Below are 17770 nucleotides of genomic sequence, written 5' to 3' on the forward strand. Positions count from 1 at the left end.
TGCAAACCACTGAACATCACAAGTTTGGCATCCACGAAAGAATTAAATTTAAAGGAATCTCTCAATAAAACCCTTTAAGTATGAAAATTAAAACGTTACTCTTCGTAATTGCTTTCATTGCTATTTACCCAAATATCAACGGCCAAAACTACCTCAGGATCGCCAACCCGGATGGCTGGACCCCTAACACATCTAGCCCTGGATGGGAGAATTATTCACCTCACGGTTTGTTTACTGATCTTGACTTGGTGATCTCGCCCAAAGGAGTTTACACAGAAGTAGAAGTATATGCTACGATCAGCAGTATGCCCGGTGATACCTGGTGGCCTATTTCTGAAATCCTCTGGCAGTTTGACTTGCCAGCCAAAACCATTGTACACGACTCCTGGCTGTGGGTAGAAGATGAAATCATAAAGGCAGATATCATCGATTACTGGACCGCCTTCACTACTTACGAAGACATTGTTGACCGTAATCAAGATCCCTCCTTCCTTTACATTCTGCCGGATAACCGCTACGAAATCAGGATTTATCCAATGTTCGAAGGCGAAAGCAGAAGAATAAAGATGAGCTTTCTCGTGCCCTCCACTTGGAGTAGAACCCAGGTCACGCAAGATATTTTGTTGTCCATGTTTCAATCTACAGATTATCTTCCAGCTTCCGTTAGTGTGGCCGTCGCAGTAGACGAGCAATGGGGAGTACCCCGTTTGAATATGGATGGTACAGAAACCCCGCTAACGGAGATTGTAGTAGGCGCAACAGGAGACCAACTCCACTACCTGGAATTAGATAACATCGACTTCTATAATGCCAGTGAGTTGAGTATTAACTGGGATACACCACTGGCAGAAGACCAGGACGCCTTTGTCAGCACTTACGAAAATCAAGGTGAAAAATTTTACCAACTGGCCTACTTACCCGACTGGGGAGCTGTTTACGATAACGAAGAAGCCGAAAAAATCATGTTCCTCTTAGATTATACGAGCATGAAAACGACCACTTCGCTGTCGGAGTTTCTTAATACTTTTCAGCAACAACTTTCAATCTACCTTTCTGATGAAGACCTGCTGAATGTAGCCGTTGCAACCACAGAAGGCGTTGTTTTTCTCGATGAGCTGGCATGGACATCTGAAAACAGTACGCTTGATAGCCGTATTGAAGAACTGCTAACAGAAATGGATACCTCTAACCTGCAACTGCTCCTGCAGGAAAGCTTAAACTGGGCCCAAGCTCAGGGAGATGCTACCCAATTTTATCTTTTAGCTGCCAGTGATGCATACGCCGTTCCTGCGGCAGCTAATGCAACGATGCTACTGCTCCAGCCCATCATTGCAGCGGTAGATGCCCCCATAAGTGTTTTGGACTATCAAGACTTGAACGTTTCTGTCATCTACCACGAAGACGAAATCTATTACGGAAATAGCTACTTCTATCAGGTACTTACTGCTGCGTTTGAGACTTCTACCGTACTTGTTTTACGTGATCAGGAAATTTCGCTAACACAAGGTTTATCCAACATGCTAAATCCGGTTTATTTTGAAAATGCCATTGTCGATTATACGGTCAGTCTCGAAAATGGTTTATGCTATGAACGTTTTAATTTGTCTAGCAACAATTATAGTTTAGCCAATGGTGGTGTACTGATACAAACAGGAAAATATCTCGGAGAATTACCGATGGAAATTAACGGTTACCTTGTCAGTGAAAACAGTGGTGAATTTTATAGCCAAAGTACTCAGGTTGGAGGGGATCAGGTTATTCCTGGAGACACCCTGATGCGAGAAATGTGGTACGCCCAACACTTCCGCGAAGTCTTTAATCAACTTTCCTCCGACGCAGAACGAGCTTACCTGATTGAGCAAAGTATTGCCGAACGTATTCTTACGCCGCTTACTGCTTTTCTGGCGCTGGAACCTGGCCTCGGTGGCGAACCCTGTATCGCTTGTTTGGTCAACAACGGCGGACCTATCATTTTCAACACAGAAGAATTTGATTTCGAAGAGGCCACCATCAGCGTCAGCCCAAATCCAACCGTAGACTTTGCTCGTATTCGCCTTAATCATCCGTCGGGTTTTCGTGCTGATGATTGGCAAGCCGCCATTTACGATGCTACTGGTCGAGCCATCAGTGTCCTACCAACACCTCAACAGCAAGATTTATTTACGGAATGGACCTGGGAGTTGGAAGGAGGAATAAAAGCAGGTATTTATTTCTGTAAAATTTCCAGTGAATACGGAGAAGTGGTCACCAAAATTGTGGTATTACGGTAAATACGACAAGCATCAACCAACCATAATCATCTTTCCCTCGCTTGGCAAGCATAAACAAAATCCTTTCAACCAAGCGAGGGAAACAAAGTGATTAAGGGATGAGGAAATAAATAATCTACGCAAAGGACGTAGCAAATTTTTCTTTAGACAAATCGGATTTTTCCTTGCATAGCCGATTACGCAAGGAAAACCTGATGATGGATAAAGCAAAATTTGTAAGAAGATGTGTAGATTATTTTTTGCGAACTCCCTAAAATTCTATCATAATACCTATACTCGGCAATGGAGTTCCTGATCCCGTTTCTAATTCTTTAAGCAAATAACGCTGTTCGTCCATTGGTGCATCGGGATTAATGATGATCGGCTCGCCGATGGGATTACCGTTTTCATCGAGGGTACGATCCAATATAAGTTCTGTATCACTCACCGCAGCACCAGTAATGTTTTCGATATCAAGGAAAAGGTTTAAACTCCACTTGTCAAAGAACCACTTCTTATCGACTCTTAGATCTATAGCACTGAAAGCATCTTGCCTCAATGTATTCAATTGATCATAATCAGGTACCCCTCGTGCATTACGATTCCAGTTCGCTACCAGATTTGATGATGCCGCAAAAGGAGTAAAAGGAAGGCCATCCTGAAAACGCCAATTGACTCCAATCTCCCAATTATTACCAAAGCGCTTACCCACTGCTAGGTTTGCAATATTGCGGGTATCCCAGGCAGAAGGGACGTATTCACCGTTTTTATCTTGAAATTGTGTCCAGCCTAGAGTGTAGGAAAAGATGCCGTAAAACCCTTTATAGAGTCGTTGCTGAAAAAGGAACTCAATGCCGTAGGCACGGCCGTCTGCGAAAGGCACTGCAGGTTCATTACCCACAACTCCAAAGTCACCACCAAGATTGGCCAGCGTTAAACTATCACGTAGCAATAGTGGATAATCCTGGTAGCCTTTGTAGTAGCCCTCAATCGTAATTTTAGAGTTGGCAGCAGTATTCCATTCAAAGCCTGCTACTACATGGTAATTTTTCAGGTAACCAATACCATTCTCCTTATTCACCAGCTGCCCTCCTTCCTCATAACCTAAAAGGGTATAAGAAGGCAGTTGAAAATACCTACCAGTATTAAAATTAAAAGAAAAAGAGGGACTCAGTGCATAGCTCAATGAAAGACGAGGAGAAGCCTGTTGCAACGGATTACTCATCTCATCGGAATAGCTGTTTCCATCAAAGCGAATACCCAACGATAAAACTAGCCGCTCGTCAAACCAATCTCTACTAGCCTGGGTATAGAACCCGTAACGATGCATATTAAAGTCTGCCGCATAATCAATATCCTGCGCCCCCGCAGAGGTGAAAATACGATTGAAAGTCCGGTTATTGTACTTGTCGTATTCGTAATTGATACCGTACCCCAACTTGTAATCACCAATTTGGCGGACGTCTTCTGCTCTGAATTTATTCTCAATTTCCTGACTCCGATAGCGCAAGGTGAGGTTGTCTTCCGTGCTGTCATCATTGCCTCGGTATTTTTCAGCTTCGTTGTTCAGCATATTCCGGCTAAGCACAAAGGTCCAGAAGCCATCATCACGATAGCGTTTGTAAACCAAGCCATTGGTGTAGTTCCATTGCGGAGCTACCGGTAAACTAGCTAATAAAAACTGTTGATCTTCAGTCTCGTTGGCATCGAGGTTCAATTTAAACTGATCTACTGCTCCCAAGCCAATAAAACTGATTTCGTTTTGCTCATTAATCTTGTGCTTCACCTTTACCTGAAAGTCATTATAGGTAGGTAAAAATGGCAATTCCAAAGCTTTAAAAAGGAGCTGCAAATAAGAACGGCGAGCCGACGCAAGGAAGGTTGTCTTATCACCAATGGGGCCTTCCAGGGTAGCACCTACATCAGTAGCACTCACCATAAAGGTTCCTCCAAGCCGATCACTACGGCCATCCCTTTGCCGAAATTGAAATACAGAACTCAGTGCGTTTCCCCGGTTAGTAGGAAAGGCACCACTATAAAAATCAACTTCGCGGATAAAATTAACATTGATGAGTCCTACCGGGCCGCCGCCTGCCCCCTGTGTAGCAAAGTGATTGATATTAGGAACCTCAACATCATCCAGATAGAAACGGTTTTCATTAGCCGCTCCCCCTCGAATAATCAAATCATTGCGAAAAGCGACTCCCGAGGTTACACCTGGTAATACTTGAACAACCTTACTGATATCCCGATTTCCTCCTGGGTTTCGTTGAATTTCAGCGACGCCGATGGTCCGCAAGCTTACCGGGCTTTCTGCCGTTTTCCGGAAAGGAGAGGCTTTAACAACAACTTCTTCCAAAACCTCGGCTTGTTCTTCCAATGCAAAATTCACCTCTATGGGACGAGCAGTAGTTACCTGAATCTCATATTGGGTCTGCTCTTTATAGCCCAGGTAAGTCGCTCTCACATCATAAAGCCCCGGTGGAAGGCCTTCTACTTCGTAGTTCCCATCGATATCAGTAGCTATTCCCTTGTCTGTACCAAGCACTAAAACATTGCCAAAAGCGATCGGTTCATTGGTCAAGGCATCCGTCAACTTTCCTTTGATGATACCCGTCTGGCTAAAAGTTGATGCTAATCCAAGTAGGAAAAAAACGCATAATAGAGCGTGCTTATTCATCTTCCACATATTAAAATTCATGTTGCAGGTAAACTAAAGAGTCAGCTCACTAGATCAGAGCTTTTTGACTTATTTCGTAATCAATACCGTAACAGTGCAACAAACGAAAGGTTGTCACATACGCTATCAACAGAACTTAGTTGTTTTTCCTTTTGAGAAGAACTTAGACAAGCTTTTAAGCTTAGAAATGGTGCATTAAAAATTTACATTCCTTAAGGCTTGAGCACCTCAAAAGCTGCTGAAATCTCTTTCTGGCCAAAATAAACCGTTTGCATCCCTCTATGATCGAGAATGCGTAGCTGCTCATCACCTCTGGCAGTACGGTAAATCCATTGCGAAGCAGATATGCCTTCCGTTTGTCCAGACAGAAATTGCTGACCAACGTCCTGAGTATAAAGTTCGTAATCAACCCTTTGATAGGTTATTTCTGCGGGTGTGGGCGTCGTATCAAAGTCTAGTGCCAGCTGCTGAGCCTTGGTGAATTCTACCTCTAAAAACAAGTTGAACAGCCCTTTATCTTGTATAATGTAAAGCAACGCGTGCTGGCCATCTACGGCTGCTAGTTGAAGCTGCCGATCTGTATTACCATCATTCCATTGATGAATACTCAGGTGAGATACTTCAAAAGTACGGCTTCCATAGGTGATAAAATCGCCTACTTCAGCAACCTCTACTCCTACCCTACCCGAAAAGCCTGGTGCTAAGTTCGGGCTTCTGCGGCGACTGCCCGGTAGTACTCCGGAAACTTTAGTATGCCCTGTGATCTCTCCTATTACAGGTTGATCGGGGATACCCAAGTAGTCTTCTATTGACCGCTCCAGGTGGAGTAATTCTTCTGGTGTCGAACTGACATTCGGGAGTAAGGTTACACTTTTTCCATCCATAAGCTGGGCACTCAGAACGTGATACTTATGTCCCTTATTCCCTGTTTTTTCTCGGACAAATAGTTGTTGCAAGTCCCGAACTTTAATTTCTTTATTACCTCTCGGCCAAGGAAGAGGAGTATGCTTCACCGAAAGCGTCCGCTGGTCAGCCCGAATAAGGGTCTTGTTCACAAATAAACAGATGGTGTAATAAGTAAGGCCAACTCCTACCGCCACATGAATCAAGGGAAATAGAAAAAACATAGCAGGCATTTCTCCCCCTGTAGAAAGGCCTATACCGTACCACATAACCAAAAAACCATCCCAGAATAGACAAAAGAAAATAAGAAAGTAGGCAATTGGGTTCCGCCAGCGGTAGCTGATGGCCAGTTCGAAGTTAGTTCGGGAGATTTCAAGACGTTTCATCTCAGAAAGATAAATAAAAAACCATTCAAAATCGTAAAATTAAAATCCCGAACCCTGCCAAAGCAAGATCCGGGATTTTCTTTATTAAACCGATTAACAGTTTTTTAACTGCAATCTGCTAATAGTCTTCCATTTCCTCCATTTCCGCACGGCGAGTTTCCCAGGCTTCCTGAGCTTCTTTCGTCGTTACGAACAGGCGGTTGTATTCACGTAGACCGGTACCTGCAGGAATCTGCTTACCGACAATAACGTTCTCTTTAAGTCCCATCAAGCCATCGCGCTTAGCACCAATCGCCGCAGTACTCAATACTTTTGTCGTTTCCTGGAACGATGCTGCTGAAATCCAGCTTACCGTACCCAAAGAAGACTTGGTAATACCCTGTAGGATAGGCTTAGAAGTCGCAGGCTGAGCATCGCGGTACTGTACAATACTTTTGTCATTACGCTTGAGGTAAGAATTCTCTTCCCGCAATTGACGTACTGTTACCAATTGTCCAGCTTTCAACTTGATTGATTCACCAGCATCCAGAATAACTTTCTTATCGAAAATCCAGTCATTCGTTTCCAGGAAGTCATAGCGTTCTACCGCTTCCCCTTCGAGGAATGGTGTATCACCTGAATCTTCAATCTGTAAACGACGCATCATCTGGCGTACGATCACCTCAATATGTTTGTTATTGATGGTGATACCCTGTGAACGGTATACTTCCTGTACACCATTTACGAGATAAGTTTGTACGGCAAATGGGCCTTTGATATTCAGAATATCGCGAGGAGCAATTGCACCGTCTGATAACTGGGTTCCTGCTCTTACAAAGTCACCTTCCTGTACCAGGATGTGCTTAGAAAGATTGATCAGGTACTTGCGGCGTTGCTCATCTTTGGCCGTTACAATCACTTCGCGATTACCACGCTTAATTTTCGGGCTAAAGCTTACAATACCGTCAATTTCAGAAGTAACCGCAGGGTTAGATGGATTACGTGCTTCGAAAAGCTCTGTTACCCGTGGAAGACCACCGGTAATATCCGCAATCTTACCCATCTGGCGAGGAATCTTAACGATCTTATCACCAGGCTTCACTTCCTGCCCATCTTCGATAGAGATATAAGAACCTACAGGTAAGTTGTAAGAACGCAGTTCTTCACCTGCCTTAGACAAAATTCGAATAGTAGGAATCTTACGGCTCTTCTTCGAGTCGATGATAACCTTCTCAGCATAGCCGGTCTGATCATCACGTTCCACACGGAAAGTAACGCCTTCTTCTACATCATCGAATTTAGCGACACCACCAAATTCAGAAATGATCACCGCGTTGAAAGGATCCCACTCACAGAGTGCATCACCTTTTTCTACGGTTTGACCATCCTTAACCTTCAATGTTGCTCCGTAAGGGATGTGGTTAGAACCATATTGACGACCAGTTTCTGGATCAATAAAGCGAATCTCACCTGTCCGTGATAATACTACTTTTACTTTCTTACCAGAATCATCAACAGATTCCGTGAAACGGATACCGTCAAATTCCAGTTTACAAGCAAATTTAGAGGTCAATTCTGACTCCGTCTTGTTTACACTCGCAATACCACCAACGTGGAAAGTACGTAAAGTAAGCTGTGTACCAGGTTCACCAATCGACTGAGCAGCGATAATACCTACAGCATCACCTTTTTCAGTAATTCGCCCGGTAGCCAGGTTTTTACCATAACACTTGGCACATACACCACGCTTAGTTTCACAGGTAAGTACAGAACGGATGTATACCGTTTCTACACCTTCCTCTTCAATATAGCGAGCCGTAGATGCATCAATATATTCTCCTGCTTCCAGGATCATCTCATCCGAAATCGGATGAACAATATCATGCAAAGTATAGCGTCCTTCGATCCGGGAAACCAATGGCTCGATAACCTTTTCGTTATCTTTCAATGCCGTTGTTTCCAAACCACGTAGGGTAGTACAATCTTCTTCCATGATGACAACATCCTGAGAGACATCTACCAAACGACGCGTCAGGTAACCTGCATCCGCCGTCTTAAGTGCCGTATCGGCCAAACCTTTACGAGCACCGTGAGTAGAAATAAAGTACTCAAGTACCGACAGACCATCGACAAAGTTCGAAAGGATCGGGTTTTCAATAACGGCACCGCCACTATCACCAGATTTTTTCGGCTTAGCCATCAGTCCACGTAATCCACACAACTGCTTAATCTGTTGCTTAGAACCACGTGCGCCGGAATCAAGCATCATGTAAACAGAGTTGAACCCTTGCTTGTGAATCGACAACTCTTTCATCAAGGTATCCGTAATACGATTATCCGCATACGTCCACTTATCAATGATCTGGTTGTAACGCTCATTATTGGTGATCAGACCCATATTGTAGTTATCCCACACTTCATCCACTTCAGCCTGAGCTTGCTCAAGCATGTTCAGCTTAATGGATGGGTTGATCAAATCACCCAAGTTAAAGGACAAACCACCTTTGAACGCCCAGCTAAAGCCCATATCCTTGATCTTGTCAAGGAAGGTAGCCGTAACACCAAAGTCCGTACGCTCTAGGATATCAGCAATAACCTTCTTGAGGTTCTTCTTCGTCAAAAGAACGTTGATATAAGGAACCATTTCTGGCACAGCCTGATTAAAGAGTACCCGTCCGGTAGTCGTTTGAATCAGTTTGATAACCATGTTGTTGTCCTCATCCTCAACACGTGCTCGCACCTTGATCGCTGCGTGAAGATCCAACTGGCCTTCATTGTAAGCAATCATTACTTCTTCCGCAGAGTAGAAAGCCTGGCCTTCGCCTTTAACCTTAATCTCCTCGGTAGAGTGACGCTCCTTGGTAATATAGTACAAACCAAGTACCATATCCTGAGAAGGCAGGGTCACCGGCGTACCGTTCTGAGGGTTCAGCATGTTGTGTGCAGAAAGCATCAACACCTGAGCTTCTAGAATAGCAGCCTGGCTCAATGGTACATGAACAGCCATCTGGTCACCGTCAAAGTCGGCGTTGAAGGCTCCACATACCAGTGGGTGTAACTGAATTGCCTTACCTTCAATCAGCTTAGGCTGGAAAGCCTGAATTGAAAGACGGTGAAGCGTTGGCGCCCGGTTTAAAAGTACCGGATGGCCCTTTAGTATATTTTCGAGAATCTCCCAAATAATAGGCTCTTTGCGATCTACCAATTTCTTAGCTGACTTAACGGTCTTAACGATACCGCGTTCGATCAACTTACGAATGATAAATGGCTTGAATAACTCTGCCGCCATTCCCTTAGGAATACCACATTCGTGTAAGTGCAACGTAGGCCCTACAACAATTACAGAACGACCAGAGTAATCAACACGCTTACCCAAAAGGTTCTGACGGAATCGACCTTGCTTACCTTTTAGGATATCACTCAATGACTTCAGCGCACGCCCACCTTCAGCTTTCACTGCATTGGACTTACGTGAGTTGTCAAATAAGGAATCTACAGCTTCCTGTAGCATCCGCTTCTCATTACGCAGAATTACTTCTGGCGCTTTGATTTCCAACAGTCGCTTAAGACGGTTGTTACGAATGATTACCCGACGGTAAAGGTCATTCAAATCAGAACTTGCGAAACGGCCACCATCTAATGGTACTAACGGACGCAATTCCGGAGGAACAACTGGTAAGTACTGGATAATCGTCCATTCAGGGCGATTCTCCACCCGTGTCTGAGCATCACGGAAAGCTTCTACTACCCGCAGGCGCTTCAGTGCTTCCGACTTACGCTGTTGGCTAGTTTCTGTATTTGCCTGGTGACGTAGATCAAAAGATTGCTGATCCAAATCAATACGCATGAGCATATCACGCACAGCATCAGCACCCATTTTGGCGATGAATTTGTTCGGATCACCTTCTTCCAGCATTTGGTTTTCTGCTGGTAGCGTATCTAAAATATCCAGGTACTCTTCCTCTGTCAACAATTGGCTGACCTCAATTCCTTCTTCACCTTTGATACCGGGCTGAATCACTACATAACGCTCGTAGTAGATGATAGACTCCAGTTTCTTAGAAGAAAAACCTAAGAGATAACCAATCTTGTTAGGTAAAGATTTAAAAAACCAAATATGAACAACAGGAACCACCAACTTGATGTGTCCCATCCGCTCGCGCCGTACTTTCTTCTCTGTCACCTCAACACCACAACGGTCACAAACGATGCCCTTGTAACGAATACGCTTGTACTTACCACAGTAACACTCGTAGTCCTTTACAGGGCCGAAAATCCGCTCACAGAAAAGACCATCACGCTCCGGCTTATACGACCGGTAGTTGATTGTCTCAGGCTTCAATACTTCACCATAAGAGCGTTCCAGAATGTCGTCAGGCGACGTCAGGCAAATGGTGATGTTACTAAAGTTCTGGTTTTGGATAGGATTATCTTTTCTAAATGGCATATCAACTATTTTGAAAAACCAATGCAAATTTATTTCTGAGGTTAAGGGTTTTCGTAATCTTCCGAAGAAATCCGAAAACCCTTAACGAGGGGCACGTCCTTAGTCGAACTTGATGTCCAACGCCAGACCACGTAATTCGTGCATCAATACGTTGAATGATTCAGGAATGTTCGGTGCCGGAAGGTTGTCACCCTTCACGATAGCTTCGTAAGCTTTCGCCCGTCCCTGAATATCATCCGACTTCAGCGTCAATAATTCCTGAAGAATGTTACTGGCACCAAAGGCTTCCAGTGCCCATACTTCCATCTCACCAAAACGCTGACCACCAAACTGTGCTTTACCACCCAATGGTTGTTGGGTAATAAGCGAGTAAGGCCCAATCGAACGTGCGTGCATCTTATCATCTACCATGTGAGACAACTTCAGCATGTAAATCACACCAACCGTTGCCTGCTGGTGGAAGCGGTCGCCCGTTTCACCGTCATACAGGTACGTTTGTCCCAAGGATGGTAAACCTGCTTTTTGGATATAAGATTCGATTTCATCCTGGCTGGCACCATCGAAAATCGGGGTAGCGAACTTCACTCCCAGTTTTTCACCGGCCCATCCCAGTACTGTTTCGAAAATCTGTCCAAGGTTCATCCGTGAAGGTACACCCAGCGGGTTCAGTACGATATCTACAGGTGTTCCGTCTTCGAGGAATGGCATATCTTCCATCCGTACGATACGTGATACAATACCCTTGTTACCGTGGCGACCAGCAAGCTTATCCCCTACTTTCAGCTTCCGCTTCTTAGCTAGGTAAACTTTAGCCAGCTTCAATACACCTGCTGGTAATTCATCACCAATAGAGATGTTGAATTTCTCCCGCTTATGGCGACCGATTTCCTCGTTAACCTTGATGCTGTAGTTGTGCAACAAGCGAGCAATCAGTACATTCTTTTCCTTGTCGTCAGTCCAACGTGTATAGTCTACCGTTGTGTAGTCAAGGTCGCGGAGGATAGATGGTGATAACTTCTGCCCTGCTGGAATCAACATTTCTCCATAAATGGTTTTTACACCTTTAGAAGTCATGTCAGCTACCAGAACGTTGAGTTTATCTACCAAAATCGTCTTGAGCTCGTTCAGCGCAATCTTGTGCTGATCCTCCAGCTTAGAAAGCTGAATTTTCTCTTGCTCCTTCTGCTTCTGGTCCTTCTTAGCACGTGCAAAAAGCTGCTTGTCAATAATAACACCCTTCAAAGAAGGAGGTGCTTTCATCGAAGCATCTTTAACATCCCCGGCTTTGTCACCAAAGATAGCACGCAAGAGTTTCTCTTCCGGCGTAGGATCACTTTCTCCTTTCGGAGTAATCTTACCGATCAGGATGTCACCTTCCTTAACCCAGGCACCAACACGGATAATACCGTTTTCGTCCAGGTCTTTGGTAGCTTCTTCGCTGACGTTAGGAATATCGTTGGTCAATTCTTCTTCCCCTAACTTCGTATCGCGCACATCCATTTCGAAGTGCTCAATGTGTAAAGAGGTAAAGATATCTTCCCGAACAACACGTTCAGAAAGTACGATGGCATCCTCAAAGTTGTAACCTTTCCAAGGCATAAATGCCACTTTCAGGTTTTGCCCTAAAGCCAACTCACCTTTTTCTGTAGCATAACCGTCACACAGGATCTGGCCTTTTACTACCCGCATACCGCGCCGTACAATCGGCTTCAAATTCACACAGGTTCCTTGGTTAGTACGCAGGAACTTGGTCAACTTATAGGTTTTGCGGTTATCTTCGAAAGAAACAAGCTTCTCTTCATCAGTACGATCGTAGCGAATAACGATTTCGTTCGCATCCACATAATCAACCACACCATCGCCTTCAGCGTTGATCAACATCCGCGAGTCACGTGCCACTTTTCCTTCCAATCCAGTACCTACTACCGGAGAGCTTGGACGAATCAATGGAACTGCCTGACGCTGCATGTTCGATCCCATCAGGGCTCGGTTGGCATCATCATTTTCCAAGAACGGAATCATCGATGCCGACACCCCAACAATCTGGTTAGGTGCAACATCCATATATTCGATCTCTGCTGGTGTCAACACGGGGAAATCACCGTGCTCACGACACTTAACACGATCACTTTCAAAAGCCCCCTGCTCCGTTACCGGTGCATTAGCTTGTGCAATTCTTTTATAATCTTCCCCTTCAGCAGAAAGATAGATAGGGTCGCCAGCCATTACCACATTACCTTCGTCAACAGCGCGGTAAGGGGTTTCCAGGAATCCCATTTTATTCACCTTTGCATGTACACAAAGGGTAGAAATCAAACCAATGTTCGGTCCTTCCGGTGTTTCAATGGTACACAGACGACCATAGTGACTATAGTGTACATCTCGTACCTCAAAACCCGCACGTTCACGACTCAGACCACCAGGTCCAAGTGCTGAAATCCGCCGTTTGTGGGTGATTTCAGAAAGAGGGTTTGTTTGATCGAGAAACTGAGACAACTGGCTGGTACCAAAGAAAGAGTTGATTACACTAGACAATGTCCGAGCGTTGATCAAATCAACAGGAGTAAATACTTCGTTGTCACGTACATTCATCCGCTCGCGGATTGTACGAGCCATCCGTGCCAAACCAACACCGAACTGAGCGTACAACTGCTCACCTACGGTACGTACCCGACGATTAGACAAGTGATCGATATCATCGATTTCTGCCTTTTGGTTCATCAGAGCTACCAGGTAGGTAACAATTGCGATAATGTCTTCCTTGGTAAGTACCAATACTTCGGTAGGCGTTTCCAACTCCAGTTTTCTGTTGATCTTGTAACGACCAACTTCACCTAAGTTATAACGCTTATCAGAGAAGAACAGCTTATCAATGATACCGCGAGCCGTTTCTTCATCCGGCGGGTCGGTACCACGAAGCTGCTTATAAATATACTGTACCGCTTCTAATTCAGAACTAGAGGGGTCTTTTTGCAGTGTATTGTAGATAATGGAGTAATCCATATCAATTTCATCTTTCTGCAAGATGATGGTATCCATCTCTGCATTCAGAATCAATTCGATATTACTTTCATCCAGAACGATATCACGCTCAAGAATGATTTCGTTACGCTCAATGGTTACTACTTCACCAGTATCTTCATCGACAAAGTCTTCCGTCCAAGAACGTAACACCCGGGCAGCGAGTTTACGGCCCAAGGAAACCTCCAAGCTTTCGCGAGAAGCAGACACCTCATCAGCGAGATCGAAGATATCGAGGATAGCCTTATCCGTATCGAAACCAATAGCACGTAGCAACGTCGTCACGGGGAACTTCTTCTTACGATCGATGTAAGCGTACATTACCGTGTTGATGTCCGTTGCGAATTCCATCCAGGCACCTTTGAAAGGAATAACCCGAGCAGAATAAATCTTAGTACCGTTAGGGTGGAAAGACTGACCAAAGAAAACGCCAGGTGAGCGGTGCAACTGAGAAACGATTACCCGTTCTGCTCCATTTATGACAAAGGTGCCCTTAGGAGTCATGTAGGGAATATTCCCCAGAAATACATCTTGGACGATGGTCTGGAAGTCGACGTGTTCCTCATCATTACAAGAAAGCTTCAGCTTAGCCTTCAGCGGTACGCTGTAAGTAAGACCACGCTGAATACATTCATCGATGGTGTAGCGAGGAGGGTCAACGAAATAATCTAAGAATTCGAGCACGAAAATATTTCGGGCATCCGTAATTGGAAAATTCTCCTGAAATACTCTGTAAAGGCCTTCATTCATCCGATTTTCCGGCGTCGTTTCTAACTGGAAAAACTCCTGAAAGGAACGTAGCTGGATCTCGAGTAAATCGGGAGAAGGAGAGCCTAGTTTGATTTTGCCGAAGTTTACGCGTGCTTCTTCAGCTTTTAGCAGCTTGCCGTTTGACGTCATGTGCAAATTGCGTTTTTTATTCCCTATCCGATGACTGGTCGGGGCGGGATGATTTTGCTATACAGTCTTATGACTTAAGAACTCACCAAAAAATTGTATATCGACAATTACCAGGCAAATTCTATGATTCAATCCATTGATTGTATCAGGGCCAACTTAACAATACAACTTAGCGGGCTAAATTGTTGTCAAAGAGGCTACATTTTTATACGACGATAGGCTTAGCCATCGGTATACACCATTAGCTAAGCCTCGTAGTACTTAGTGGCCAGACTTTCCCGAAAGAAAGCCTGGCTACTGTACAAAAGTAAAAAAATTACTTCAATTCTACAGAAGCACCTGCTTCTTCCAAAGCAGTTTTGATGCTTTCTGCTTCTTCTTTAGTAACTTTCTCCTTGATAGTAGAAGGAGCATCGTCTACCAACCCTTTAGCCTCTTTCAAGCCTAATCCGAGAAGGTTCTTCACTTCTTTTACTACTTTGAGTTTTGCAGCACCACCAGAAGTAAGAACTACATCAAATTCTGTCTGCTCAGCTTCTGCACCAGCGTCTCCGCCAGCAGCAGGCCCAGCAACAGCTACTGCCGCAGCAGCAGGCTTGATGCCATACTCTTCCTCCATAATAGTAGCCAACTCGCTAACTTCTTTAACTGAAAGATTAACTAGTTGTTCTGCAATTTCTTTAAGATCTGCCATTGTAAAAATATTTGTAGTGTTGGACGATTAAAATTAATCGTGCGCAAACAGCTTGGAAGCCAATTAATTAATTAAAAAAACGATTAGCCTTCTTTCTCTTCGAGGGCTTTCAAAAGTCCCATAATGTTGTTGCCACCTGATTGAAGGGCACCCATAACATTCTGGATAGGTGATTGTAACAAGCCTAACAAGTCGCCAAGAAGTTCTTCCTTAGACTTGAGTTCAGCCAGTACTTTAATTTGATCATCACCTTGGTATATCGCGGTATCAATGTAAGCAGCCTTAATAAAAGGACGCTCTGCTTTTCCACGGAATTCCTTGATCACACGAGCCGGAGCATTTGCTACCGAAGTGAACATAATTGCTGTAGGCCCTTTGAGTGCATCGAAGAGACCTTCGTAATTACTGGCATTCGGTAAAGCTTCCATCGCTTTACGTGCCAATGTATTTTTAACCACCTGCATCTCGATCCCTTTACTAAAGAGTTCTGCACGCAAGTTGTTGATCTTTTCTACCGATAATGCAGAAGCATCTGTAAGATAGAAGAATTCAGTATTCGAAAACTTCTCCTTCAGTACTTCAACGGCAGCTACTTTTTCTGTTCTGGTCATTGTTTGACAATTTTAGAAGTTAACGAATAGATTTTGGCTCAATCTTGATACCGGGGCTCATCGTGCTAACAACCGTTACACTTTTCATGTAATTACCTTTAGCAGTAGAAGGCTTCATGCGAACGATTGTTCCTAACAATTCATTAGCATTGTCTGTTAGTTTCTCTGCAGAGAAACTAACACGACCGATAGAAGAATGAATGATACCAAACTTATCAACACGGAAAGAAATTTTACCTCCTTTCACATCACCGACAGCAGCACCAACATTAGGTGTAACTGTACCGGTTTTAGGGTTAGGCATCAAGCCACGTGGNCCCAGAATACGACCTAAACGACCAATTTTGGCCATTACTTGTGGCATTGCTACCACTACGTCGAAATCGGTCCAGCCACCGCTCACCTTTTGAATCAGATCGTCGAGGCCAACGTGGTCGGCACCCGCTTCTCTGGCTTCGTCCTCCTTGTCAGGAGTACAGAAAACCACTACGCGCTTTGTTTTACCAGTACCGTGAGGTAAAGTAACCGTTCCCCGTAGGGCTTGGTCTGCTTTACGCGGATCGATACCAAGACGAACATGCACATCTACCGAAGCATCAAATTTGGTAAGATTTACATCTTTTACCAATTCCATTGCTTCAGGCAAATCATAGAGCTTGGTGGAGTCCACCTTAGCGTTTGCCGCTGCTCTTTTTTTGCTGATCTTAGCCATGAATAAATAATTGAGGTAGTAACGTTCCGGAAATCACCGGAACTCCCTACTATTGAAAAATATTATTTGTCTTACTCCCAGGGAGGAGTGCCACTAACTGTAACACCCATGCTACGAGCTGTGCCCGCAATCATTTTCATTGCTGACTCGATCGTCATAGCGTTTAAATCCGCCATCTTATCTTCCGCAATTGCCTTCACCTGATCCCAGGTTACAGAGCCTACTTTGTTACGATTAGATTCTGGGCTTCCCTTTTTGAGGTTAGCAGCTTCCATCAACTGTGTTGCAGCCGGAGTTGTCTTGATAATAAAATCAAAAGACTTATCCTTGTAAACAGAGATTACTACAGGTAATAACTTACCACGAGAATCATCCGTTGCTGCGTTGAAGCGCTTACAAAACTCCATAATGTTAACCCCCTTGGCACCCAAGGCAGGACCTACAGGAGGAGCCGGGTTGGCAGAGCCACCACGTACCTGTAGTTTTATAAAAGTTTCGAGTTCTTTTGCCATTGCAATTTTCTTTTCGGAAGTTTATCACCGGTATGTTTCGGGGAAGCGTTTCTAAACAAGTTCAGAACCAAAGCTAACCTAAGTCATTCCTTCCTACCTCAGTAATTAAAATACTTAAGAGGTCTTATCAACCTGCATGAAATTCAATTCAACTTCGGTACCACGACCGAATATTTTTACGATAACCTTCAGTTTCTTCTTCTCTTCGTTCACCTCTTGGATATCTCCAATAAACTCGCTGAAAGGTCCGTCGATAATCTTAACTGTCTCGCCAACGATAAATGGCTCAATCAAAGATTCACCCATATCCTGCGACTCATCCACTTTACCCAACATCCGATTAGCCTCGGATTCACGCATGGGAATAGGATTAGTTTTTCCTAAAAAATGGATGACATTAGGAATATTAGCAATGGCTTGTACGATTTCTCCTGAGAATCGTCCCGGTACTGCCTCTACTAAAATATAGCCAGGCAGGATGTTGCGCTCCGAAATAACTTTCTTACCATTACGGATTTTATATACTTTCTCCGTTGGTACAAGTATTTGAGTAACGGCTTCACCCCACTTTGAACGTAGAATCTCAAGCTCAATACGCTCTTTGATCTTGCGCTCTTTACCGCTAATAACCCTTAATGAATACCATCTTTTATCCTCGGACATAGTGTCTTGTACT

At 44.2% G+C, this 17770-nt stretch carries 10 protein-coding genes; 1 reads left to right on the forward strand and 9 read right to left on the reverse strand.

What is annotated here, in order from left to right:
• The first annotated feature begins 80 nt into the window (after positions 1-80).
• The gene (locus A3EU_RS0102620) at positions 81-2270 is read left to right on the forward strand and encodes a T9SS type A sorting domain-containing protein (protein WP_020534568.1); all 2190 of its coding nucleotides are present in this window, start codon (positions 81-83) and stop codon (positions 2268-2270) included.
• A gap of 250 nt (positions 2271-2520) precedes the next feature.
• Here the strand turns inward: A3EU_RS0102620 and A3EU_RS0102625 are convergent, their stop codons facing one another.
• The 9 genes from A3EU_RS0102625 to nusG all read right to left on the reverse strand — a co-directional run bounded on the left by A3EU_RS0102625 (position 2521) and on the right by nusG (position 17757).
• A complete protein-coding gene (locus A3EU_RS0102625) occupies positions 2521-4929 on the reverse strand; it encodes a TonB-dependent receptor (RefSeq protein ID WP_026211191.1) in 2409 nt (802 codons plus the stop codon).
• A gap of 212 nt (positions 4930-5141) precedes the next feature.
• Positions 5142-6218 (reverse strand): hypothetical protein, encoded by a 1077-nt coding sequence (locus A3EU_RS32425; protein WP_020534570.1) that lies wholly within the window; start codon positions 6216-6218, stop codon positions 5142-5144.
• Positions 6219-6336: 118 nt separating this feature from the next.
• Positions 6337-10644: a DNA-directed RNA polymerase subunit beta' gene (gene rpoC / locus A3EU_RS0102635; RefSeq protein ID WP_020534571.1), complete on the reverse strand. Its 4308-nt coding sequence runs from the start codon at positions 10642-10644 to the stop codon at positions 6337-6339.
• Between the two features lie 99 nt (positions 10645-10743).
• Positions 10744-14565, reverse strand: coding sequence for a DNA-directed RNA polymerase subunit beta (gene rpoB / locus A3EU_RS0102640; protein WP_020534572.1), 3822 nt, complete (start codon positions 14563-14565; stop codon positions 10744-10746).
• A gap of 316 nt (positions 14566-14881) precedes the next feature.
• Positions 14882-15259, reverse strand: a complete 378-nt coding sequence (gene rplL / locus A3EU_RS0102645) for a 50S ribosomal protein L7/L12 (RefSeq protein ID WP_020534573.1) — start codon at positions 15257-15259, stop codon at positions 14882-14884.
• An 83-nt stretch (positions 15260-15342) separates the two neighbouring features.
• Positions 15343-15870: a 50S ribosomal protein L10 gene (gene rplJ, locus A3EU_RS0102650; RefSeq protein WP_020534574.1), complete on the reverse strand. Its 528-nt coding sequence runs from the start codon at positions 15868-15870 to the stop codon at positions 15343-15345.
• A gap of 19 nt (positions 15871-15889) precedes the next feature.
• Positions 15890-16582 carry a 50S ribosomal protein L1 gene (gene rplA, locus A3EU_RS0102655; RefSeq protein WP_020534575.1) on the reverse strand — a complete coding sequence of 231 codons (693 nt, stop codon included), beginning with the start codon at positions 16580-16582 and terminating at the stop codon, positions 15890-15892.
• Positions 16583-16653: 71 nt separating this feature from the next.
• Positions 16654-17094, reverse strand: coding sequence for a 50S ribosomal protein L11 (gene rplK / locus A3EU_RS0102660; protein ID WP_020534576.1), 441 nt, complete (start codon positions 17092-17094; stop codon positions 16654-16656).
• A gap of 114 nt (positions 17095-17208) precedes the next feature.
• Entirely contained in the window at positions 17209-17757 is a 549-nt protein-coding gene (gene nusG, locus A3EU_RS0102665; protein ID WP_020534577.1) for a transcription termination/antitermination protein NusG, read from the reverse strand.
• Between the last annotated feature and the right edge of the window lie 13 nt (positions 17758-17770).

The organism is Lewinella cohaerens DSM 23179, from assembly GCF_000379805.1.
GTDB classification, from domain to species: domain Bacteria; phylum Bacteroidota; class Bacteroidia; order Chitinophagales; family Saprospiraceae; genus Lewinella; species Lewinella cohaerens.

Coding starts and splice junctions, on each gene's coding strand:
- nusG (WP_020534577.1), bottom strand. CDS start 17,757: ATGTCCGAGGATAAAAGATGGTATTCATTAAGGGTTATTAGCGGTAAA.
- rplL (WP_020534573.1), bottom strand. CDS start 15,259: ATGGCAGATCTTAAAGAAATTGCAGAACAACTAGTTAATCTTTCAGTT.
- rpoC (WP_020534571.1), bottom strand. CDS start 10,644: ATGCCATTTAGAAAAGATAATCCTATCCAAAACCAGAACTTTAGTAAC.
- A3EU_RS0102625 (WP_026211191.1), bottom strand. CDS start 4,929: ATGAATAAGCACGCTCTATTATGCGTTTTTTTCCTACTTGGATTAGCA.
- rplK (WP_020534576.1), bottom strand. CDS start 17,094: ATGGCAAAAGAACTCGAAACTTTTATAAAACTACAGGTACGTGGTGGC.
- rpoB (WP_020534572.1), bottom strand. CDS start 14,565: ATGACGTCAAACGGCAAGCTGCTAAAAGCTGAAGAAGCACGCGTAAAC.
- A3EU_RS0102620 (WP_020534568.1), top strand. CDS start 81: ATGAAAATTAAAACGTTACTCTTCGTAATTGCTTTCATTGCTATTTAC.
- A3EU_RS32425 (WP_020534570.1), bottom strand. CDS start 6,218: ATGAAACGTCTTGAAATCTCCCGAACTAACTTCGAACTGGCCATCAGC.
- rplJ (WP_020534574.1), bottom strand. CDS start 15,870: ATGACCAGAACAGAAAAAGTAGCTGCCGTTGAAGTACTGAAGGAGAAG.